Below are 22,097 nucleotides of genomic sequence, written 5' to 3' on the forward strand. Positions count from 1 at the left end.
CGGATGAGCAATACAGAACAATCACCGGTGGTCTGGACTCCGGACGAGGATACCCTCACTCATTCCCGCATGGGCCGGTTCAAGGCCTGGCTGGAGCAGCAGGGCTTTGGCCCGTTTGCTGACTATCACGCTCTGCACCAATGGTCCGTGACCGAACTGGAGACCTTCTGGCAAAAGGTCTGGGACTACTGCGGCCTGGTTTGTGAAACGCCAGCCAAGCGGGTGCTGGGCAATCGGGAGATGCCCGGTGCCGACTGGTTCCCGGGCATGACCCTGAACTTCGCCGCTAACCTGTTGCAGCCGGCAGACGGCGATCAGGCGAATCGCGAGGCGGTGGTGGCCTATTGTGAAACCCGCCCGGTGTTGCGCAAGACCTATGCCGAGCTGAAAGCCGATACTGGCGCTCTGGAAGCCTTCCTGCGCAGCCGGGGCATTGCCAAAGGTGACCGTGTTGCTGGCGTGGTGACCAATGGTTACGAGGCCATGGTTGGGATGCTGGCGGCGACCAGTCTGGGGGCTATATGGAGCTCGGCTTCCCCGGATTTCGGTATTGGCGCCATCAATGACCGTTTCGGCCAGATCGAGCCGACTGCCCTGATTGTCGTTAATGGCTATGGCTACGGCGGCAAGGTCTTTTCCCGTCAGAATGATTTCGCCGACCTGATTGCCGGCCTGCCTTCCCTGAAAGTGGTGGTTAGCATCGCGCAACTGCCGGAGGAAGCCCCGATTCCGGGTGAACTGGTAACCACCTGGGATGACGCTATTGCCTTCGGCTGTGGTCAGGCCCCCTCGTATACGCCGGTGGCTCCTGATCATCCGGTTTACATTCTGTATTCCTCCGGAACCACCGGCAAACCCAAGTGCATCGTGCATGGCACCGCCGGGTTGCTGGTCAACCATGCCAAGGAGCTGATACTGCATGGGGATATCGGCCCGGGGGACCGGTTCCTGTACTTCACCACCTGTGGCTGGATGATGTGGAACTGGCAGGCGTCGGCGTTGATGACCGGCGCGGCCGTGATTACCGTGGACGGTTCCCCGGGTTACCCGGACCTGAATGCCCTCTGGCAAACCGTGGCGGAAGAGCGAGTCACCCATTACGGCACCAGTGCCCGTTTTATTGCCGGTTGTCGCAAAGCCGGCCTGAAACCGGCCCGAACTCTGGACCAGAGCCACTTGCGGGTGGTGTTTTCCACCGGTTCCCCGCTGCTGCCGGAAGATTATGACTGGATGTACACCGACGGCGCCCCCCATACACTGCTGGGTTCCATTGCCGGTGGCACCGATATCTGTGGCTGCTTTGTGGGAGCCACCCCGCTGCTGCCGGTACGCCGGGGGGAGATCCAGTGTCGTCTGCTGGGCGTGGATGCAGTGGCCTACGGCGATGACGGACAGCCGGTGAGCGAAGGCCGGGGCGAGCTGGTGTGCCGCCAGCCGTTACCGTCCATGCCGGTGAGTTTCTGGCAGGATGCCGGTAACGAACGGTACCGGGAAGCCTATTTCAACACCTTCCCCGGTGTCTGGGCCCATGGCGACTTTATCGAATTCACCGAACACGGTGGCGCCATCATCTATGGCCGCTCCGACGCGACGCTCAATCCCGGCGGTGTCCGTATTGGAACCGCAGAAATCTACCGGCAGGTGGAGACCATTGCCGATGTCAAAGACAGCCTGGTGGTTGGCCGCCAGATTGACGGTGATGTGGAAGTGGTGCTGTTGGTGGTTCCCGCCGAAGGCCTCTGCGTCACTGACGAGCTGGCGAAGACTCTGAGGACCCGGATTCGTGAAGGGGCCAGCCCGAGACACGTGCCCCGGCATATCGTTGAGGTACCAGATATCCCCTACACCCGCAGCGGCAAGAAAGTGGAGCTGGCCGTCGCGCGGCTGATCAACGGCTCCCGGAAGGCCGACAACCGGGATGCTCTGGGTAACCCGGAAGCGCTGGACAGTATCCGGGAGTGTCTGAAGCTGGCAGCGTTGTTGCCTGAGTAAGCCGGGTCTGCACCGCGTCAAGGTGTGTGTGGCTGGGATCGCGGGGGCGGTCTCAGCTTTGGTTTTCAGTCATTTTGTCGACAAAATATGGGCTGGCGCGCCAGAAATGAGGGGCGCGGCCCGGCTAGCGTTCCTGACAAATGTTAGAAAGTTTCGTAAATTCCGGCCATTTCATCGTCCTGTCATCGAAGATCAGGCATTTTAAGTCCGTTCTTATACTAAGATCGTAACCAAAGTTTTGTAAAAAATGCTATCTTAGTAGGTCTGTCAAAAGTTCCGAATCAGTCACTGGCCAGCCCGGACGTTCACAAGACGCCCGACCGCGCCATGACCGTCCTGAACCCACCCATTAGCCTGAGGACGAAAATGACATCATCCAAAGCCAAGATTGTCTACACATTGACCGACGAGGCTCCCGCCCTCGCTACCCGGTCACTGCTTCCTATCCTGGAAACCTTCGCCAAGCCGGCTGGCATTGATTTTGACACCAGCGATATCTCCCTCGCGGCGCGCATTCTGGCAGGGTTCCCGGACTACCTTGAGGAAGATCAGCGGGTTCCGGACGCCCTGGCGGAGTTGGGTGAGTACACCAAGGATCCGGACGCCAACATCATCAAGCTGCCGAACATTTCAGCCTCGATCCCACAGCTGCGCGCGGCGATCAAGGAGCTGAACGCACAGGGCTACAAGGTGCCGGAGTACAAGGAGCACCCTGAGAACGACGAAGAGAAAGAAATCCACGCCCGCTACAGCAAGGTACTGGGCAGTGCCGTCAACCCGGTGCTGCGTGAAGGCAACTCCGACCGTCGTGCCCCGGCCGCGGTCAAAGCGTTTGCCCGCAAGTACCCGCATTCCATGGGTGAGTGGAGCCCGGCTTCCCGGACACACGTCGCCCACATGCGCGGTGGCGACTTCTACTCCAGCGAACAGTCCGTGACGCTGGACAAGGCGACCAATGCGCGCATTGTGTTTGAGAACAAACAGGGTGAGCAGACGGTACTCAAGCCTGAGCTGCCGCTGCTTGAAGGTGAAGTGCTGGACGGCATGTTCATGAGCAAGAAGGCTCTGGTGAAGTTCTTCGAGGACGCCATTGCCGATTGTGAGAACACCGGGGTGATGTTCTCCCTGCACGTGAAAGCCACCATGATGAAGATCTCCCACCCGATCGTGTTTGGTCACGCGGTGAAGGTTTTCTACAAAGAGCTGTTCGACAAGTACGGCGATCTGTTCACGGAGATCGGCGTTAACCCGAACAACGGTCTGTCCTCGGTGATCGAGAAGATCAAGCAGCTGCCCGAGTCCAAGCAGGAGCAGATTCAGGAAGACCTGCACGCGTGCTACGAGCATCGTCCTGAGATTGCCATGGTGGATTCCGTCAAGGGCATCACCAACCTGCACGTTCCCAGTGACGTGATCGTTGATGCGTCAATGCCGGCGATGATCCGCAACTCTGGCAAGATGTGGGCCCGCGACGGCAAGCTGAAAGACACCAAAGCGGTGATGCCTGAATCCACCTACGCCACCATCTACCAGGAAGTGATCAACTTCTGTAAGACCCACGGTGCGTTTGATCCGACCACCATGGGCACGGTGCCCAACGTTGGGCTGATGGCTCAGAAAGCCGAGGAGTACGGCTCCCACGACAAGACCTTCGAGATGAAGGAAGACGGTGTTGTCCGTGTGATTGCGGAAGACGGTACCGTGCTGACCGAGCACAATGTTGAGGAAGGTGATATCTGGCGTGCCTGCCAGACCAAAGACCTGCCCATTCGTGACTGGGTCAAGCTGGCGGTGAACCGCTCCCGTTCCAGCGGAATGCCGGCGGTATTCTGGCTGGATGATGAGCGTGCCCACGATGCTCAGCTGATCAAGAAGGTCAACACTTACCTGGCGGACCTGGACACTGAGGGTCTGGATATTCGCATCATGTCTCCGGTGCGTGCTATCCGCTGGACCATGGAGCGTCTGATCCGTGGCCTGGATACTATTTCGGTGACCGGTAACGTGCTGCGTGACTACCTCACCGACCTGTTCCCGATTCTGGAACTGGGCACCAGTGCCAAGATGCTCTCCATCGTGCCGTTGCTGAATGGTGGTGGTCTGTATGAGACCGGTGCCGGTGGATCAGCTCCAAAGCATGTTCAGCAGCTGATTCAGGAGAACCATCTGCGTTGGGATTCCCTGGGTGAGTTCCTGGCGACGGCGGTGTCTCTGGACGAGCTGGGTGAAAAACAGGATAACCCGCGGGCTCGCCTGTTGGGTCAGACTCTGGACAAGGCCACCGAGCGCCTGCTCGAAAACAACCAGTCGCCCTCACGCGTGACCGGTGAGCTGGATAACCGTGGTTCTCACTTCCATCTGGCTCGTTACTGGGCGGAAGCACTGGCTAGCCAGAGCGAAGATCAGGAGCTCAAAGAGTTCTTCACCAAGCTGTCTGCGCAGCTGGAAGAGAACAAGGACAAGATCCTGGAAGAAATGACCGTGGTCCAGGGCCATCCGGCAGATATCGGTGGTTACTACCACGCGCCCATGGAAAAGGTGTGTGAGATCATGCAGCCGAGCGCTACCCTCAACACGATCCTGGCTGATGCTCGGGAATCCGTGAAGTAAGGCCGTCAGGCAGCCGGGCCCCAGGCCCGGCCTGAATCCTGAAAACCCGGTGAGCGTCAGGCTGACCGGGTTTTTTTATTCCTCAGGCTCTGGTGCGAAACCCCGTCCGGTTTCACCGGCTTTACGGAGTTGTATCAGGGTCAACGGCGGGCCGATCAGCTCGAACACGACAGTGGCACCGATCACCAGTGGCAGGATATAACTCAACTCCGGTAGCCTTTCGGTAGCCACCAGTGCGAGCCCCAGCGCCACACCCGCCTGAGGCATCAGGCAGGCACCAACGCGATGCCGGGTTGTTGGTGGAGAACCGGCCAAAACCGCGCCGAGATAGCCGCCGACCAGTCGACCTGTCAGACGGGCCAGCACATAGACGACGCCCAGTGCACCGAGTGCGGGAAGGGATAGCCAGTCGAGCTGATAACCCGCCATGAAAAAGAACAGAGCCAGAAACGGCTCAGAGATCCCTTCGATAGAGCGAAACGGCCGAATATGGTGTCTGGCCCGGTTGGCGACGACAATGCCCAGGCTCATACAGGCAAGCAGATAGGAAAGCCCCAGCCAACTCGCCAGCCCCGCTGCAACAAAAACGAAGCCAGCGGATTCCAGCAACATGGGTTCGCCCGGTCGCAGGCGACCGGTCAGCCAGGCCATGGGAAAGCCGAGCAGGACGCCCAGAAGCACCGATCCCACAACCTCGCCCACGCCGTGTAACAGCGCTGAAGACCCGCTCAGTGCTTCGCCATTACCCAACAGCAAACCAGCCACCACCAGCAGAATGCTGAACAGGATGGCCCCCCAGGCGTCATCAATCGCTACCACCTGAAAGACCAGCCGGGTCAGAGGCCCGTTGGCGCCAGCTTCTCGCATAACATCCAGAGTAGCGGCCGGAGCCGTGGCTGTTGCAATGCCGCCCAGCAATAACGCGGCGGGCAGGTTACCCGTTACCCACCAGACCGCCAGAATCACGACCACAGCGGTCAGCAGGGTGACGGCGAGGCTCACAATCAGAGCCTCCTTGCCCTGCTTCAGATCCCGGGCGGACATCCGCTCGCCCAGCAGAAAGCCGACCATTGCCAGCGTTAGCTGGGTAACCAGACTGAAGCTCTGGTCGGCGTTGTCCGGAAGCAGGTCCAGAAGGTCTGGGCCTGCCAGAGCCCCGAGCAGCAACAAGAGCGTGACCCGTGGCACATGCACCTTCTGTCCCACCGCATGAGCGCCCAGAGCCAGCAGCAGGGTCGTGCCGATCAGGAGCAGGTCTGCGCCGTGGTTCACTCGGTTATTCCTGTTGTAAGGCGACGAATCGGGCCTGAGTGAGTCGTGCCAGGTCTTCGGGCGACAGTTCAATTTCCAGGCCCCGTTTACCGGCGCTGACAAACACGGTGTCGAAGGTTTGGGCGGACTGATCAATAAACGTTTTCAATCGCTTCTTCTGACCCAGTGGGCTGACTCCGCCCAGGACGTATCCGGTGGTTCGCTGAACCAGCAGTTTGTCTGCCATGGCGGCTTTCTTGGCGCCGGCGGCCCGAGCGATCTGCTTCAGGCCAAGCATCGCGGTGACGGGCACTATTCCCACCGCCAGTGTCTTGCCATCAAGGCTTACCACCAGGGTCTTGAACACTTGGGCGGGGTCTGCGCCGGTTTTCTCGGCGGCTTCTTCACCATAGCTTTCGGCAGCCGGGTCATGTTCATATTCATGAACGGTGAAATCTACCCGTGCCTTCTGGGCGGTGATGATCGCGGGCGTCATAAGGGTTCCTTGAACTCAGGTCTGACATACCGGCGATTAAAGCACGAGCGGGCAGTGACTTCATCCCTCCGGGAGGACAGGCCACCTTAAACTGAAAATCCTTCTCGACTCGTGATCGGTAACTGACTATTTTTTGTTTAGGGTCACGAAGTACCAACAGGAAATTGCCATGGGGTCCGATCGCTCGGAGATCACGCAACCAATTCAGCCAAACGACAGTGGAAGACCGCTACGCAGAGCGTTGTGGGTCACGCTGGTGTATCTGGGGGTGGGGCTGGCCTGGATCACCTTCTCCGATCAGGTCGTCGAACGCTGGTTTCCCGACCCTCGGCAGCTGTCGCTGGTTCAAACCTGGAAAGGCTTTCTGTTTGTGGCTGTGACGGGTGTGGTGTTGTTTCTGGTGATGTGGCGCCAGTTAAACAACGACCGCAACTCTCTGTCGTTTCAGGAGGACCAGCGCCGGGCCTTGCGTCGCCGGGAACGACAGCTCTCCGTACTGATGAATAATCTGCCGGGGATGGCGTACCGGTGCCTGCCCGATGAGGACTGGACCATGCTGTTCGTATCTGCGGGGTGTTCGGATCTCACGGGCTATCGGCCGGATGAGCTGGTTCACAACCGGATCACGAGTTATGCCGCACTGATCGACGCAGGCGATACGGGCACGGTTGCCCGGGAGGTGGCGTCCGCCACGAAACAGGGCCGGCCGTTTTCCGTCGAGTATGCGCTGACACGCCGGGATGGCAGCAAAATCTGGGTCTGGGAGCGTGGCTGCGGAGTATGGGACGACGATGGTTCCTGTGTACTTGAAGGCATCATTCTGGATATTTCGGACCGCAAGAAGCTGGAATGCGAACTGGAGGCCATGGCAACCCGGGATTCTCTGACGGGCGTGCTCAACCGCCGGGAATGTTCCCGGGTTCTGGATGAAGAGCTGGCGAGGGCGAGCCGGTACCAGCGACCACTGGCTCTGTTGTGGATCGATTTTGATCACTTTAAGGAGATTAATGACACCTGGGGGCATGCTGCTGGCGATTTGGCTCTGTGTTCGATCAGCCGCTTGCTTGAGGAAAGCGTGCGAAGCGTGGACGCCCTGGGCCGGTTTGGGGGTGAGGAGTTCGTGATTATTCTGCCGGAAATGGACGTGCGGGAAGCCGGTGAAACCGCTGAACGCCTTCGTCAGCGCGTCAGCGATCACGCTGTGGTCCTGGAGTCCGGTCAGACGATCCATCTGACCATCAGCACTGGAGTAGCGGTGTTTCCGGATCATGGCGAGACGCTGGATGCCCTGTGTGCGGCTGCGGATAAAGCGATGTATTGGGCCAAAAAGCGGGGCAGGAACTGTGTGGTCATGGCACAGCCTGGGTCCCGGGTACATAATGGTTCGGGATAGTCGCCTTTTCCGGCCGTTGATAACGGCTGAAAACCGGTGGCCTGTAAATCAATAACAAGACTGACAAGGCGTTATCATGCATCGATTTGCCCGCCGTGCCCTGCACACCTGTGAGGTTCCCCGTGACTTGTCTTCCGTCACCTTCCGGGACGCTGACGGGGAGCATCCGGACCGGGTAAACCTGGATGCAGAAGTGCCTGACACGGTCTGGCGCAGCGTTGAATCCCTGTATCGCACCGGGGTTCACCCGGGAATTCAGCTGTCTCTGCGCTACCGTGGCGAACAGGTTCTGCACCGGGCCCTGGGCCATGCCCGGGGCAACGGTCCTGAGGGCCCGCCCTCCCTGTCAAAAATTCCAATGACGACAGACACCCCGGTGTGTTTCTTCTCGGCCTCCAAAGCAGTGACGGCGCTGCTCATGCATATGCTCTCGGAACAGGGCCTGGTCAACCTTATGGACCCTGTGTCTTACTATTGCCCCGAGTTTGCCCGCCATGGCAAGCGGACAATCACCGTGCATCAGATTCTGTCTCATCGTGGGGGAATTCCGGCGATTCCCCGGGAGACGCCCATTGAGGTGCTATGGAACCGGGACGAAATCTGGCGTTTGCTGTGCGAAGCACGGCCGGTAGAGGTTGATGGTGCGAAGCTTGCCTACCACGCGATTACCGGTGGGTATGTGCTGCAGCGGGTGCTGGAAAAAGTGACGGGTGATTCCATTGAGAACTATCTGGACCGCTACCTGCGCCGGCCGATGGGCATGAAGTGGTTTACCTATGGGATTACCCCGGAGCATCTGCATGAACTGGCAGGAAACTACGCCACGGGCCCGCGTCCGAAGTTCCCGGTGTCCTGGGTGGTAAATCGTGCGCTCGGCGGCGACATCCGAACCGTGGAACAAGTCACGAACGATCCTCGTTTTCAGGAAGCGGTCATTCCGGCCGGGAACCTGTGTGGTACCGCTGAGGAGATGGGGCGGTTCTTCCAGATGATGCTCAACGGCGGCGTCTGGAATGGCAAGCGTATTTGCAGTGAGCTCACCATTCGTCGCGCCATTCAGCAGTTCGGTTCGCTTCAGCTTGACCGAACCATGCTGGTGCCCATGCGTTTCAGCGCAGGGATGATGCTGGGGGGAAACCCCGTTGGCTTGTGGGGGCCGCAAAGCCGGTATGCGTTCGGTCACATCGGACTGATTAACAAGCTGTGCTGGGCCGACCCGGCCCGGGATATTTCGGTGAGCCTGCTGACCACCGGTTTGCCGATCATTGGCCATCATTTACCGGCTCTGGGCCGCTTCGTCTACACTGTTTGCAAGCAGTTTCCGCTTTTGCCGGAAAATCAGCGCAGGTTGGTGCCCGCCTGATCGATCTATGAAAAAGCTCAGGCGTTGTGCCCCAAGGCCTGTGGGCCGGTTCTGCCAAAAAAAGTGAAAGCTTGTTCATTCCAATTGCACTTTGTCTGACAGTTCGGCACACTTGGCAATAGTCAATAAGGATGTTTTCCACACTCATTGGACGAGGTTAATTATGGAAAAGCCCGAGAGTCTCCCGCCGGAGCAGCGGCGCGTCAGACTGGACCAGCACGACAGTGTGCGCACCCATGTCCAGCAGCAGGTCTACGACGAAGTAAAACGCCTGGAGCGTCGGATAGAAACCCTGCGCCTGACCAAAGCCCCCCATGCCGCGATCATGATTTCCACCTACGAACGGATGATCTGCCGAAAGAAGGGCTTTCTGCAGAACTGGGATCTCTCCTGAGCGATCAGGGCCTCAAGCCGGTTTGTACGGTGGCAAATTCAAGATCTGCTTCTGCTTTTTCGGAACAGTAGCCCTCGGAGCCTGGCGCTTCATCCAGCGAGGTGAACAGTTGTGCTTCAGGCGTGGCGTAATCCAGCACGATCTTCACGCAGTCGACCGTCTTGCCGGCGAAGGAGAACTCCGGGCCACCGGTGGTGTTGTCGGCGGTACCGGCCTGAGTGCCATCAATGATCAGAGTGTCTGAATTCAGACCTTCGTAGGTTCTGACAAAGGACAGTTCACGTTCGCCCTCAATGACCAGTGTTCCCTCGGTCCGGAGTCGTGCGTCGTCGTTGTAGCCGGAGGACGAAAAACGGACCGGATTGAACTGGGTGGCCAGGGTGGCACTTGGCCGGGTAGAGCCTGCAGGAAAGGAACCGGCAGGCGTCCAGGTCAGTATTCGGGTCACCCGGTTCGAAGAATCCGGGGTGTAGACCCACTTCACGATGGGGTACTGCCACTGGTAGTCTTGTGCCGGCTTTCCTTCCATCCAGGCGGTCTGGTCCGTAAACCGCACCTGCACCTGATTGGTCCGGTTGTTGTACTCACCGGCTTTGCCCTGATCGATCCGGCGCTCGATATACTGGCGCCCTTCCTGAAAGTTCCTGACGTCGCCCTCGCCGATCACCCTGCGCATCAGATCCAGAGCATTCCTGACCGAACTCAGCGCTGGTGGCGTTTCATCGGTGTAAGTCAGCCCGGCAAACTGGGTCAGTTGAGCCCGGAGACTGTCAGCCACGGTTCTGGCTTCTCCGGCATTCGGTGCGTATGGGTCCGGCTCTACCCCCTGGATGACATCCGCAAACAGGGTATTGCCGGTCTGCTCGGAGAGGTCAAAGCTGGAAAAGGTCAGATCAACATTGGTGGCCGGGTTGAAGGCTGACGAGGAGCCTCCTCCGCTTTCGATCCGGCACCCGGACAGTGTCAGTATCGTCAGCGAAACGGCAACGAAAAAGCAGGAATGTCTCATTTCAGGCGGCCCCGGCGTGCGAAAAAGAGTATGAACGGCTAAAGTGACGAGTGCTGACAATAAACGATAAAGCACGCAACTGCCCGCGCGGAGATCACATTTTGCAGCAACGGTTTGCCGACATCCCGGTGCGAACGGTGGTTCTGCTCCTGATTCTGGCCGCTCTGGCTCTGCCTGCCTTTGCGCAGGCCCAGAGCGCCTGCCGGGATGGTCAGATCATGCTGGGTCATAACACACAGAGTATCCCGGACCTGGGGGAATGCCTCTGGTATCTTGAAGACCCGGACCAATCCCTGACAATTGAGGACGTTCGCTCCGCTACCGAAGGTACCCTCACCCGGCACAAAAAGGGGGTGTTGAACTTTGGTTACACCGAATCTGCCTACTGGACCCGCTTTGAACTGAGTACCCATCGTCTTGCGTCACGCACGGACTGGATTCTGGAGCTTGCGTTACCTCTGGTTGACGACGTTCGCCTTTACCTGGTTCAGGATGGCCAGGTGGTTGAGCAGCGCCAGACCGGCTATCTGAACCGTTGGGAAGAGCGGGACCTGTCGGTGCCAAACCCGACCTTTCGCCTGAGATTGCCACCGGATTCGGTAACCTCGGTCTATCTGAGGATCACCAACACCAACACCTTCCGTTTGCCAATCACGCTCTGGCATCCGGACAGCTATATCGAAAAGGTCTCCATTGATGAAGCTGTTCGTGGGTTGCTGCTGGGTGCCATTCTGGCCATTCTTGCTTACAACCTGTTCGTGGCTGTTTCCGTCAGGGAGCGAAGCAACATCTATTACGTGCTGTACCTGGTGTGTGCGGCGGTGTTTATCGGCACAGAACAGGTTCACGGCGTCCAGCTTCTGGATAGCCGCCCTCCCTTGCTGAACAAGGAGTACCTGCATTTTCAGATCATCCTGACGTGGTTCTTCGGTCTGTTGATGGCCCGTTCACTGTTGGAAACCCGCCAACGCTCCCCGGATCTGGATCAGACCCTGAGGCTATGTCTGTACTCTGTGGTGGCCACGTTCGGATTGTCCTTTTTTATGCCTTACTCGGTGGCCATGGAATGGATTGTGGTCGGGTCGATCCTGCTGAGCGTGATCCTGATTGTGGTCAGTTACCTGTCCTGGCGATACTACAACCCGGCAGCACGCTCGTATTTCTTTGCCTGGACGCTGGCGTTGCTGGGGTTCGGTATCTATGCCTTTACGGTCATGGGCTATCTGCCGCTGAATACGTTTACCAGCTACGCCCCCCAGTTTGGCCTGACGGCCCAGATCATACTGTTTTCCTTTGCTCTGGCTGACCGTATCAAGCAAGTACAGGGGGAGGCTCTGGCCTGGAACCAGCGGGCCCTGGCGAACCTGAAGCGCTATCAGTCGTTGTTTGATAACGCCATTGAAGGTGTTTTCCAGATGTCGCCAGCGCGGCGTTTTGTGACCGCTAACCCGGCCATGGCCGAGATGCTGGGCTATGGCAGTAGCCGGGAGCTGCTCGCCAGTAACCCGGATGTTCTGGAAACCTGTATTGCCGATGACCGCCTGCGACGGCTGGTTGTTGAACAGCTTGAGGCAAGGGGAACCGTCAAGGGTATTGAAGCCCGTTACCTGACTCGTCAGGGGCAGGAGCGCTGGGCCAACATCTCACTGCATACCGTTTATGATGCCGAGGGGCTGGCGACGCACCTGGAAGGCACTTGCATCGATGCCACTGAAAGTCACCGGCGCTTGCAGATTGAGCGGGAGCGGGAGCAGGAGCGTCTGGAAAAAGAGTTGGCCCGTAACTCCGCGCAGGCCAAAAGCCAGTTTCTGGCGAACATGAGCCATGAAATACGGACGCCGCTGGCGGCTATCATCGGCTATGGCGAGACCCTGCTGGACCCCGACCTGAATGACGCCGAAAAACGCAGCAGTGCCGAAACCGTGGTGCGAAGCGGGCGCCATCTGCTGGAGCTGGTGAACGACATCCTTGATCACTCGAAAATCGATGCCAACAAGCTCGATGTGGATGTGGTGCCGGTCAACCTGCCGGAGTTGTTGGCGGAAGTTCGGGCGTTCTTTGCCCCCAGAGCAAGGGAAAAAGGTCTGGATTTCAGTGTTATATGCGACTTTCCGTTACCGGAAAAGATCCGGACCGATCCAACACGCTATCGACAAATTATCATTAATTTGTGTGGGAATGCCCTTAAATTCACGGAAAATGGGTCGATTTCCCTGATTGTCCGCTGTGACCGTGAGCAGGAGAAACTGTATGCCCGGGTGGTCGATACCGGGATTGGTATGAAGTCCGAGCAACTGGACCGGTTGTTCGACCCGTTTGCCCAGGGTAGCACCGCGATCTCCCGACAGTACGGGGGCTCTGGTCTGGGATTAAGCATATCCCGGCGCCTGGCTGAGCTGCTGGGCGGCGACATCCGGGTGTCCAGTACCTATGGCGAGGGCAGCGAATTCGAGGTGTGCATCAGCACGGGCCATCTGGAAAGGGTTCACTTCCTCCGAGACGCCTCAGAATTCAGCCAGCGCCGGCGGGATATTGCCATGGTAGCGGCCCCCAGGCTGACAGGGCGAATCCTTTGCGCCGAGGACAACGATGTTAATCGTCGTCTGGTGTCATTGCTGGTGGGGCGCACGGGCGCAGAGCTGGTGCACGTTAGTAACGGTGCTGAAGCGCTGGAGCGTGCCAGCCGTGAGCATTTTGATCTGATCCTGATGGATATCCAGATGCCGGTCATGAACGGCCGGGATGCGACCGTGGCATTGCGGGAAGCTGGAGTGAACACTCCGGTGATTGCGCTGACCGCCAATGTGATGGCCGAGGATCTTGCTGAATACCGGCTCGCTGGCTGCAACGATCATCTGGCAAAACCCATTGATAAGCAAAGATTTTATGATGCACTTGCCCGCTATCTGGCGGTGGCCGTGGAAGACGCGGAGGGGGGCAGCCACCGGTACAGTGGCAAGGTTCTGGTTGCTGAAGACAACGACGACAATCGCGGACTGGTGGAGCGGATGCTTCGTCGTACCGGGGCAGAGCCGGTGCTGGTCACCAACGGAGAAGAGGCCGTACGGCGGGCACTGTCTGAGACGATCAAGCTGGTGTTGATGGACCGGCACATGCCGGGCATGGATGGTGTTGCCGCTACCCGGTTGTTGCGCCAGGCCGGATTTCGGCGACCGATCATTGCGTTTACGGCCGGGGACCAGGCTGAGAATGAAGCGCTCCTCGATGCCGGTTGCGACGGGGTTCTCAACAAGCCCATAGACCATGCGCATCTGCAGGCGCTTCTGGATCGATATCTGCCAGTGGAACAGAGCTTCCCGGTGGTCGACGATGACGACATCGAACCATTGGTGGTCCGCTTTCTTGATGGGCTGGAAGCGCGAAAGGGTGGCATGGAGGCCGCTCTGGCTCAGGGCGATTTACCCTTGTTGCACCGGGAACTCCACCAGATCAAGGGGACGGCCGGTGCCATGGGCTTCCCACAGATGACAGAACAGGCGGGGGCTGTGGAGCAGTGCTTGCGCACAAGTCCCGGGGACCGGTTGTTGGTGCAGCGGGAGCTGAGCCTTCTGGCCGAGATGATCGACCGGGCTCTTACCGGTCACGAACGGTCTACAGTTATAAAAAAGGAACCGACCAATGAGCAATAATAACCAGCGACAGGAACAGTACTCGCTGAGCATGATGTATGGCACTTATGCCGACATTCTGTTTGTGCTGTTTCCCTTCCTTGTGATTGCCATGCAGAGACTCTGGGACGGCAACCTCTATCAGTCGCTGATGCGACCGGATCTCAGTGTTGCTGCGGCCATTCTGGCGGGCCTGGCGATTGGCAAGTTTGTCTTGGGGCTGGTCACGAACCAGGATCTTGGGCGTTATAAGGAGCGCATTGTGTTCTTTATTGCCCTTACCTTGTTTGTGGTTCTGGGGCCGGCGATTATTCTGATCCTGAGTATGACCGGGAATGCGGATATCCCAGGGTTCGTTGCCTTCGTTCAACCTGTTTTGCTGATCGTGGCCATTTCTCTCTATACAACGGCGGTCAGCATTGCCAACATTCTTAACCGGGCCTCCCAGCCTTCCGCTGTCCGAGCCCCGGGGAAGCTGGCCGGGCAGGAGTCTGCCCTCTCCGAGGCTCATCCGGAGCCCCCCCCTCTCGATTTGCCGCGCAGAACCGGTAACGATGCGTACTGAACCAAGGCACAGAACAGGAGACAGTCATGAGTGATCTCAGAGTATTGGTGGTTGAAGACGAGCCGGTTATGCGTGAACGGCTGGTTAACATGCTGCATAAAGCCGGTGCTACCAGTGTTTCGGAGTGTTCCGATGCGGCATCGGCCCGGGCGGCCTTCGAAGCGAGTGAGTTCCACATTATTTTGCTGGATCTTGGGCTACCGGATGGTAACGGGCATGAACTGATGACCCGGTTCAAGGAGGTTCGTGAGAGTCAGCACATTGTGCTGGTAACCGCAGACGATTCCATTGAAAGCATTCAGAAAGCAATCAGTGCGGGAGCGAACGGGTATGTGGTGAAGCCTTATTCGCAGGAGAAGATTTACGACGTTGTGAACAACTATGCCATGGTTCATGGCGGTGATCTGCTGACGATGGGGGGGCTGAACCGGCCTCATTGACCGGCTCAGCGATCGTTGTCAGAGGTGAAATTACGCCACCTGACGCGCTATCCAGGAGTTGTAGCGGGTGGCCAGGGCCCTGACATAGCGTGCTTCTGCACCGTCAAGGGTGCTCAGCACTCCCTTGAATATCCAGCCCCGCTCATACAGACCCAGCACCCGCTGCTCGTCATCCAGGTTGACGCGCTGATTGAGTTTCTTGCAGATTGCATCCAGCAGCGGCAGCTTTTCCGGGCGTTTGATCGGCGCCTGACGGTTTGTCATCGGCTGATTCGCTGCGCGAGATATCGGATGTCTTCTCATGATGTTCTCCTTGTCGTTTTGCGGCTGCAAAAAACAGAAAACCCCGGAGCCTCAGGCAACCGGGGTCTGGCGGAGAAGCTGCCCCGGTTACCTCAACGGCTCCCGGGACTGACCGAAAGCCGTTAGTTGTCTTTCACCATGACGCGCACGGCCTGCCCCATCGGGCAGTCGGCGGTTACATGAACGGTGCGCGGTAAAATCATTCTGGTCAAATCAGCTCTGTAGGTTCGGTACAGTCATCAGTGTATCGGCAATTGGGTGGTTTGCAATAGCCCCGCTTGTTCGGCAAACCCGTACAGACGGGGTGGCTGTGATCACCCATACTTTGTCCTGTCACGTGTTTTTACGTTGTGCAATCCGCGGTACCTGTTCTTCAGGTATCGGATGGATCTCTCCTTTCTACGCAGCCAGCTTGGCTGCGTTTTTTTTGCCATCTCGGAAAGTTCGTAGCCACTACTTCGTACAGCCTTTCAGCTTTGTTCCGGTGATAATTTAGAGACTGAGTTGATCCTGTTATCAAGAGGTTGAAACCGAAGAAAATGCCCGAAGACCCCGGACCTGCCCGCAACAAGTTTCGTTCTGATTTTATCGTAGAGATTATCCTGCTCGTAGTCGTTGCTGTTTATCTGGTGATGGCACAGGGGCAAGCGGTGGGTGAGAACCTGTCCTTTACCGTCGCTGGAGCGGCACTGATGGCCTTGGCGACATACTGGACGCTTCACACGATCCGTGATGGCCTGGAAGTTATTGCACTGCGGCTGCGCCCCGGCAAATAACCCGCTCCCAGGTTTTGTGAAGGATGAGTGCGTCGTTGGCTGCCCGGTGCACGGGCAGCCCCAGCTCGGCAATGACTTGCTGGCGAATGGCTGACCACTGGCGGACCTGGCTGGAGTCCAGCAGCGTTGAAATGGATTCGAGCTGAAAGCCCGGGGGAGCGCCCGCAGCCCGAAACAGACGATGTAGCCAGAAACTGTCAAACGTCCAGGCGTCGCAGAATACCTGGCCCGGTAACAGCTCGTTCAGTTGTCGGGCAACCTCCTGAACCGCCATGCCTTCCCGCTCCAGTCGTGCCCGCGAAATCCCGTGGATGGCTTCCGCGCTTTCCGACCAGTCCTGCCAGAGTACGTGTGGGCGAATCAGCCAGCTGTGAAGCTTACCGTCGGGCATGCACAGGCCTACCTCAATCGGGTAACTGGCAATCAGGTCAAGGCTGGACGCCTCGAAATCGATAAAAGCCGGGCTGCTGTTTTCGCTCATTGAATCGTTGCTGGTGCTTTGTCGTTTTCGTTCGAGTGTACCCCTGATCGTGCCGGGACGCGAACCCAACCCGGCCCGTCGCTGTTACAATATGGCCACGCTTTATAAAAAGCCGATGACACAAGCCTCTGAAACTGGTGCTGAGCCCCTCATGACTGACACAGTTGTTGTTATCTATTCCGGTGGTATGGATTCGTTCACATTACTGCATCGTGCGCGTGCGCAGGGACTGAATGTCCACGCCCTGTCGTTCAATTATGGCCAGCGCCATGTGCGGGAGCTGGAGGTCGCTGCGGAGGTATGCCGGGCGGAAGGTATTCCCCATAAGGTGATCGACATCCGTGCCATGAGCGACGTTATGTCCGGGTCCGCGCTGACTTCCGATATAGAGGTGCCGGAAGGCCACTATGAGGAAGACAATATGAAAGCGACCGTCGTGCCGAACCGCAATATGATTCTGTTGTCACTGGCCACTGGTTATGCGGTTACGGTGGGGGCCGGAGCCGTCTGGTATGGCGCCCACGGCGGGGATCATGCCATTTATCCCGACTGCCGGCCGGAATTCGTCGAGAAAATGGACGCTGTGTGCCGGGTGGCCAATTACGAATCGGTGGGTATTGAAGCGCCGTTTATGACCCTGGACAAGGGGGAAATCCTGTCGGAAGGACTCAGGCTGGGGCTGGATTACAGCCAGACCTGGACCTGCTATAACGGTCGTGAGCAGGCCTGTGGCCGTTGCGGATCTTGTGTCGAGCGGTTGGAAGCTTTTGCCGCCAATGGCATAAGCGATCCCCTCGCCTATGAGAGCAACGTCTGATGTACCGGGTCAAAGAGGCTTTTTATACGTTGCAGGGCGAAGGTGCCCAGGCGGGCAGGGCTGCGGTGTTCTGCCGGTTCAGCAAGTGTAACCTTTGGACCGGGCGTGAAAAAGACCGGGCCGACGCGGTGTGCAACTTCTGTGATACCGATTTTGTTGGTACCGATGGCCAGAATGGCGGGCGCTTTGAAACGCCCGAAGCCCTGTCGGCCCATATCCGGGCTTTGTGGCCTGATGCTCCCGGGCGCCCTTATGTGGTCTGTACCGGGGGTGAGCCCCTGTTGCAGCTTGATGAGCCACTGATTGCGGCATTTCACGATGCGGGGTTTGAAGTCGGGGTTGAAACCAATGGCACTTTGCCCGCGCCAGACGGAATCGATTGGCTTTGCGTCAGCCCCAAAGCGGATGCAGAGGTGGTGATTGGCAGGTGCGATGAACTCAAGCTGGTGTATCCGCAACCATTGGCCCTGCCCGAGCGATTCCTTCACATCCAGGCGAAACATTACTTCCTGTCGCCGATGGCTTCACCGAGCATACCGGATCAGGGCGACGACGCCGTCAAGCGGAGTAATACCCGCAAAGCGACGGATTATTGTCTGGCGCACCCTCAATGGCGCCTGACCCTGCAGATGCACAAGATTCTGGGCATCGACTGAATCAGGCGGTTTCTGCAGTGCTCAATTCTCTGGTCCGGAAATGGCTCGGGCTCAGGCCGGTCCACCGCTTGAAGGCCCGTGTGAAGTTGGCCGCATCGGCATAGCCCAGTGTGTCTGCAATCTGGCTCAGGTTCATGGCGGTGCTGGCGAGCAGTTCCCTGGCTCGCTCCAGGCGCACCTTATCCACCAGTGCCTGAAAATTGGCCCCCTCCTCCTGCAGGCGTCGCTTGAGCGTGCGTTCAGAAACAAACAGTGTGCTGGCAACGCGGGCGAGTTTTGGCGGGAAAGGGTGGCTGGTTTCGATGACCCGCCGCACCCGGCTGGCAAAGCCGGTATCCTCTTTCAGTTGTCTGAGTGCGGTTTCGCATTGCTCCCGGGATGTCATGGCCAGTTGGTCGTTGCTGAAACGCACGGGCAGCGTTAACTGGCTGGCAGGAATGACCAGAGCATCCTCGGTGGCACCAAACTCTACGGGAACGTTGATCAATCGACGGAACCGATGAAAATGGTTTGGCTCAGGGCTTTGTCGCAGAACCCGGATCCCGGGCACGGTGGTACCCGTCAGTTGAGCGCCCATGGACACGCAACCAAACAACACCGCGTCCAGAACGAACCCTTGCAGAGGGCCCAGTTCAATGCCACAGCTGACGCTGTACCAGACGCTGTTTCCGGCCGAACGTTTCTGTACGTGAAGGTGCGGGGCGCGCAAGGTTAGATATCGGGTCATCAGCTCCAGTGCTTCCGCCAGCGTCCGGCTGCTCATGACAGCGGTACCAAGAGCGCCATGCAGAGGAAGCTTGAGCTCCCGCGCCAGCAGGATGCCAAGCCCTGGTTCCCCGCTTTCAATGATGGCCCGGGTCACAAATTCGCTGGCCTGGGCCTGGCTGACCCGCCGGTCTGTGGAGTTCAGTCGGGTGGGGTCCAACCCCACTCTCAGGATCAGATCCCGTTCATCGACGCCCAGGGTGTGAAGCAGCTCGGCCAGGGTATGCAGATAGATGGCTGGCATACCCAGATCCTGTGAGGTGGAAACGGAGGCGCGCATGATGTTCCTCGTCAGCGTGTGTTTTTATTATGCAAAGGAGCGTTATTGATTGGATTATGGCCCTTTGCGGGCGTAAGCCCCATGACTTCGCTGACGGGTCAATGGGCCAGAGAGGCCAATTCCATTACCCGGATTGGCGGCGCACAAAATCCTTCAGCACTCGGACCGACTGGCCCGGGCGCTCCAGCATGGGCAGATGTCCGACGCCCGGGAAGACATGAATCTCAGCATCGGGGGTGGCGGTGTGAAACCAGTTTATGCAGCGGGTGGGAGTGATCACGTCACGGTCGCCCCACTGCACCTGCAGCGGGGGCGTGTTCCGGCCGAGGAAGCGGGCAGGGGCCAAAGCATCGGCCAGCATGTCATTGAAAATATGACGAAGCGAAGGCTGGCGTTTCAGCAGATCGGGCCCGAGCAATCCTGCCATGGCCAGGCCGGTGACCGTAGGCCGGCCATTTCCAACGCTGTTGAACATGCGATAGATGCCAGCCCAGTCGTCGGGAATCAGGATGGCGTCACGGTCAGACTCAAACGGAGCATCGAGGTCCACATCCGGATGTTCCGGTATGCCGGCACTGTTGAGCAAGGTAACGGAGCGCGGAGGCTGAGCCAGTTTGTAAGCCAGGATGGCAGCGATGGCCCCGCCCATTGAGCTGCCCGCAAGGTGCAGATTGTGCCCGGGATACGCTGATAACCATTCGCTGAGTCTCTCGGCCTGGTGTTCGTACCGGTAACTGGCGTCAGCCCGGTACTGACTCTCGCCCAACCCTGGCAGGTCCGGCACCAGGAGATGCCAGTCAGACGGCAGTTTCTGCATCCACAGAGCCCAGTTCTCTTTCATGGAGGCAAAGCCGTGAATGAGCACCAGAGTGGGCCGCCCGGGCCCCGGTGTGCCACGTTCCAGAAAAACCATGCGATGGTTGTCCAGCCGGGTTTCCCGGCGTCTGGCGCGGAGCAGCCAGCGCTGGCCGGTGCGGGCCAGAGGCCACAGATTGGGGACGGGAATGGATGCCACGCTCATACCTCGCTCGTTGTGAGTGCGGAGTCAGTGTAACCGGGCGTGTTCTGGGTGCTATTGCCAGGCTGCCAGAGTTGGCAGGCGGTGGGGCAACTCAGGGCTGGCGCGTGAACGAGAGATCCGTCAGAACGGGATTGTGGTCGGATGAGCGCCAGGGACCGCTCTGGTCAGGCGCCTGTCGGTAACCCAGAGCCGGGGGTTCATCGACGTTTGTGTTCCAGGTTTGTGCCTGCAGGACGCTGGGTAGCAGAGCCGGGCTGGCCAGAGCGTAGTCCAGTGTTCCCTTCTGACCTTGGTATCGATAGGTGTAATGGTCACAGTGTTCCGGCCGGCAGGGGTGAAACCGGTGAACCAGATTCGAGAAGCCGGCCTTTCGGAGGTGCTCAAGCGGGGCTTCGCGGGGATAGCTGTTGAGATCCCCGGTGATCAGAACTGGCGTTTCCGTGAGCCCTCCTGTGAGCTGGTCCAGCCAGTGTGTGAGGGCCTTGGCGCTTCGGGTTCGGTGCCGGTTGTAGCAGCCTTGTCCATCGCCCTGGTCACGTTCGTTTTCCGAGGCGTTTCGACAGGACTTGGATTTGAAGTGAGGCACGACGACCCAGAACTCCTGATCGCCCTCCGGAATTTTAAATGCCTGGGCCAGTGGTGGTCGTGGGCGTCCGGCCGGGGTTTCCGGTCCGGGCCTGTGGGGAATGCCGGCGGGAGATACCCGGTCGGACTGGTAAAGCAGAGAGGTCCTGATGGCATCGCTGCCATCCTGGCCCGGCGTCCGGATGACCATCCACCCTGCCCCCAGTGCCTGTGCCAGGCCAATGCTGGCACTGGAGGGTCCGTAGCCGTCGTTCTCCAGTTCGGTCACGGCCAGAATGTCGGCCCTGGCTTCCCGGATGGTCCTGACCAGTCGTTCCCGCTGTGCCTCGAAGGCGGCGAAGGACCGGGCTCCCCTGGGCGTGGGGAAGCCCGTCTGGTCGCCGTTGCCATTGAAATAGTTTTGCAGATTCAGGGTCATGACTCTCAGGCTGGAGGGTGGTTTAATGGGGGGCGCGGGTCTGGTTTTGCCAGATTCAAAATGAGGTGTCCGGGTTGGCTGAATCCGCCATTGGCCAAAACGGTAGTCCAGGACCCCTTCCAGCCCGGAGACGGTGTCGCCGGCACGCAAGGCGTGTTGCCCCAGCCAGGGGACGGGCTCCGGGTTTCGTATACCCAGGCCATCATCCAACAGCACGCGGTGGTGATGATTGTGTTGCGCCAGAGCCCGGGCCTCCCGGCCGGGTGGCAGGTATTCTGTGGCGATAATCTGATCATGGGCGGCCAGCACCAGCTCACCATATCTGGCCAGGTTATAGCTGTCTGTGAGGGTCAGGGGACCGGTGAAGCGCACGCGCATGTTTTCCAGGCTTTCCGGCGGTTGAGTCCAGGGCAGGGACACGGCAATGGAGGCGGGAAGACCGGTGTGTTCGCAGGCCGTGAGGGCCTTCACCTTCGTCAGTTCGGTCAGCCCGTGAAATTCTGTCACCTGCCCGGTGACTCGCATTCTCTGGCCTGGTTTGCCGCCAGGCTTCCGGGTATAGACGAACAGAGCTTCCGAAGTGCCCGGGTTGTTGTCGGTTTCGTGATCGGCCTGTTGAAGATAGAAGCCGCCGAACCCGCCGGCCTGCCGGCTGTCCCGGGTCAGGATGCCTTCTACCGTCACGCGCTTGCCGGCTAACGGTGATTGGTCGCCAGCCCCCTGAATCCCATGGATAGCTGTGGCGGAATTTCCGCAGGCGGTATCTGCGGCTGCCCCCAAAGGAGCCGCCGCAAACAGGAGTTGAGCAAGGAAAGCGGTGGAAAGCGCGCGTTGTGGTTTGATCACAGAACCT

19 protein-coding genes are annotated in these 22,097 nt (G+C 58.7%); 11 read left to right on the forward strand and 8 right to left on the reverse strand.

What is annotated here, in order from left to right; translation table 11 throughout:
- Positions 1-3 precede the first annotated feature (3 nt).
- Both K325_RS0109940 and K325_RS0109945 read left to right on the forward strand, forming a co-directional pair.
- Positions 4-1,992 (forward strand): acetoacetate--CoA ligase, encoded by a 1,989-nt coding sequence (locus tag K325_RS0109940; protein WP_029654114.1) that lies wholly within the window; start codon positions 4-6, stop codon positions 1,990-1,992.
- Between the two features lie 366 nt (positions 1,993-2,358).
- Positions 2,359-4,602, forward strand: coding sequence for an NADP-dependent isocitrate dehydrogenase (locus K325_RS0109945; protein ID WP_029654115.1), 2,244 nt, complete (start codon positions 2,359-2,361; stop codon positions 4,600-4,602).
- Positions 4,603-4,677: 75 nt separating this feature from the next.
- Here K325_RS0109945 and K325_RS0109950 read toward each other — a convergent pair whose 3' ends face one another.
- The gene (locus K325_RS0109950) at positions 4,678-5,874 is read right to left on the reverse strand and encodes a cation:proton antiporter (RefSeq protein WP_029654116.1); all 1,197 of its coding nucleotides are present in this window, start codon (positions 5,872-5,874) and stop codon (positions 4,678-4,680) included.
- 4 nt (positions 5,875-5,878) lie between these two features.
- Entirely contained in the window at positions 5,879-6,349 is a 471-nt protein-coding gene (gene ybaK / locus K325_RS0109955; protein ID WP_029654117.1) for a Cys-tRNA(Pro) deacylase, read from the reverse strand.
- Between the two features lie 169 nt (positions 6,350-6,518).
- Between ybaK and K325_RS0109960 the strand changes: the two genes are divergently transcribed.
- From K325_RS0109960 to K325_RS0109970, 3 genes are all read left to right on the forward strand, one after another.
- Positions 6,519-7,742 (forward strand): sensor domain-containing diguanylate cyclase, encoded by a 1,224-nt coding sequence (locus K325_RS0109960; RefSeq protein WP_029654118.1) that lies wholly within the window; start codon positions 6,519-6,521, stop codon positions 7,740-7,742.
- Positions 7,743-7,818: 76 nt separating this feature from the next.
- Positions 7,819-9,105: an EstA family serine hydrolase gene (locus K325_RS0109965; RefSeq protein WP_029654119.1), complete on the forward strand. Its 1,287-nt coding sequence runs from the start codon at positions 7,819-7,821 to the stop codon at positions 9,103-9,105.
- Positions 9,106-9,268: 163 nt separating this feature from the next.
- Positions 9,269-9,499 carry a hypothetical protein gene (locus tag K325_RS0109970; protein WP_029654120.1) on the forward strand — a complete coding sequence of 77 codons (231 nt, stop codon included), beginning with the start codon at positions 9,269-9,271 and terminating at the stop codon, positions 9,497-9,499.
- Between the two features lie 4 nt (positions 9,500-9,503).
- On the opposite strand, the gene K325_RS18255 is transcribed toward K325_RS0109970, so the two are convergent.
- Positions 9,504-10,508: a hypothetical protein gene (locus tag K325_RS18255; RefSeq protein ID WP_051146618.1), complete on the reverse strand. Its 1,005-nt coding sequence runs from the start codon at positions 10,506-10,508 to the stop codon at positions 9,504-9,506.
- 101 nt (positions 10,509-10,609) lie between these two features.
- Between K325_RS18255 and K325_RS0109980 the strand changes: the two genes are divergently transcribed.
- Genes K325_RS0109980 through K325_RS0109990 form a run of 3 tightly spaced genes read left to right on the forward strand, consistent with a single transcriptional unit; the run spans position 10,610 to position 15,142 of the window.
- On the forward strand, positions 10,610-14,158 hold the full coding sequence (locus tag K325_RS0109980; RefSeq protein ID WP_036193384.1) for a response regulator: 3,549 nt from the start codon (positions 10,610-10,612) through the stop codon (positions 14,156-14,158).
- The gene (locus tag K325_RS0109985) at positions 14,148-14,702 is read left to right on the forward strand and encodes a hypothetical protein (RefSeq protein ID WP_029654123.1); all 555 of its coding nucleotides are present in this window, start codon (positions 14,148-14,150) and stop codon (positions 14,700-14,702) included. The genes K325_RS0109980 and K325_RS0109985 overlap by 11 nt, the downstream gene beginning before the upstream one ends.
- A 26-nt stretch (positions 14,703-14,728) precedes the next feature.
- Complete coding sequence (locus K325_RS0109990; RefSeq protein ID WP_029654124.1) at positions 14,729-15,142, forward strand: response regulator; 414 nt, start codon at positions 14,729-14,731, stop codon at positions 15,140-15,142.
- Between the two features lie 30 nt (positions 15,143-15,172).
- On the opposite strand, the gene K325_RS0109995 is transcribed toward K325_RS0109990, so the two are convergent.
- Positions 15,173-15,445 carry a hypothetical protein gene (locus tag K325_RS0109995; protein ID WP_029654125.1) on the reverse strand — a complete coding sequence of 91 codons (273 nt, stop codon included), beginning with the start codon at positions 15,443-15,445 and terminating at the stop codon, positions 15,173-15,175.
- A gap of 539 nt (positions 15,446-15,984) precedes the next feature.
- Here K325_RS0109995 and K325_RS0110000 point away from each other — a divergent pair.
- Positions 15,985-16,221 carry a hypothetical protein gene (locus K325_RS0110000; protein ID WP_029654126.1) on the forward strand — a complete coding sequence of 79 codons (237 nt, stop codon included), beginning with the start codon at positions 15,985-15,987 and terminating at the stop codon, positions 16,219-16,221.
- Here K325_RS0110000 and K325_RS0110005 read toward each other — a convergent pair.
- Positions 16,190-16,702: a 3'-5' exonuclease gene (locus K325_RS0110005; protein ID WP_029654127.1), complete on the reverse strand. Its 513-nt coding sequence runs from the start codon at positions 16,700-16,702 to the stop codon at positions 16,190-16,192. The genes K325_RS0110000 and K325_RS0110005 overlap by 32 nt on opposite strands.
- Positions 16,703-16,853: 151 nt before the next feature.
- Between K325_RS0110005 and queC the strand changes: the two genes are divergently transcribed.
- Positions 16,854-17,519, forward strand: a complete 666-nt coding sequence (queC, locus tag K325_RS0110010; protein WP_029654128.1) for a 7-cyano-7-deazaguanine synthase QueC — start codon at positions 16,854-16,856, stop codon at positions 17,517-17,519.
- The gene (queE, locus tag K325_RS0110015; protein ID WP_029654129.1) at positions 17,519-18,175 is read left to right on the forward strand and encodes a 7-carboxy-7-deazaguanine synthase; all 657 of its coding nucleotides are present in this window, start codon (positions 17,519-17,521) and stop codon (positions 18,173-18,175) included. Before queC ends, queE begins: the two co-directional genes overlap by 1 nt.
- A gap of 1 nt (position 18,176) precedes the next feature.
- Here queE and K325_RS0110020 read toward each other — a convergent pair whose 3' ends face one another.
- The 3 genes from K325_RS0110020 to K325_RS0110030 form a co-directional block, all read right to left on the reverse strand.
- Entirely contained in the window at positions 18,177-19,220 is a 1,044-nt protein-coding gene (locus tag K325_RS0110020) for an AraC family transcriptional regulator (protein WP_029654130.1), read from the reverse strand.
- A 124-nt stretch (positions 19,221-19,344) separates the two neighbouring features.
- Entirely contained in the window at positions 19,345-20,241 is an 897-nt protein-coding gene (locus K325_RS0110025; protein ID WP_029654131.1) for an alpha/beta fold hydrolase, read from the reverse strand.
- Positions 20,242-20,332: 91 nt separating this feature from the next.
- On the reverse strand, positions 20,333-22,090 hold the full coding sequence (locus tag K325_RS0110030; RefSeq protein WP_029654132.1) for an ExeM/NucH family extracellular endonuclease: 1,758 nt from the start codon (positions 22,088-22,090) through the stop codon (positions 20,333-20,335).
- Between the last annotated feature and the right edge of the window lie 7 nt (positions 22,091-22,097).

It is taken from the genome of Marinobacter daepoensis DSM 16072 (genome assembly GCF_000421165.1).
Taxonomy (GTDB): Bacteria; Pseudomonadota; Gammaproteobacteria; order Pseudomonadales; family Oleiphilaceae; genus Marinobacter; species Marinobacter daepoensis.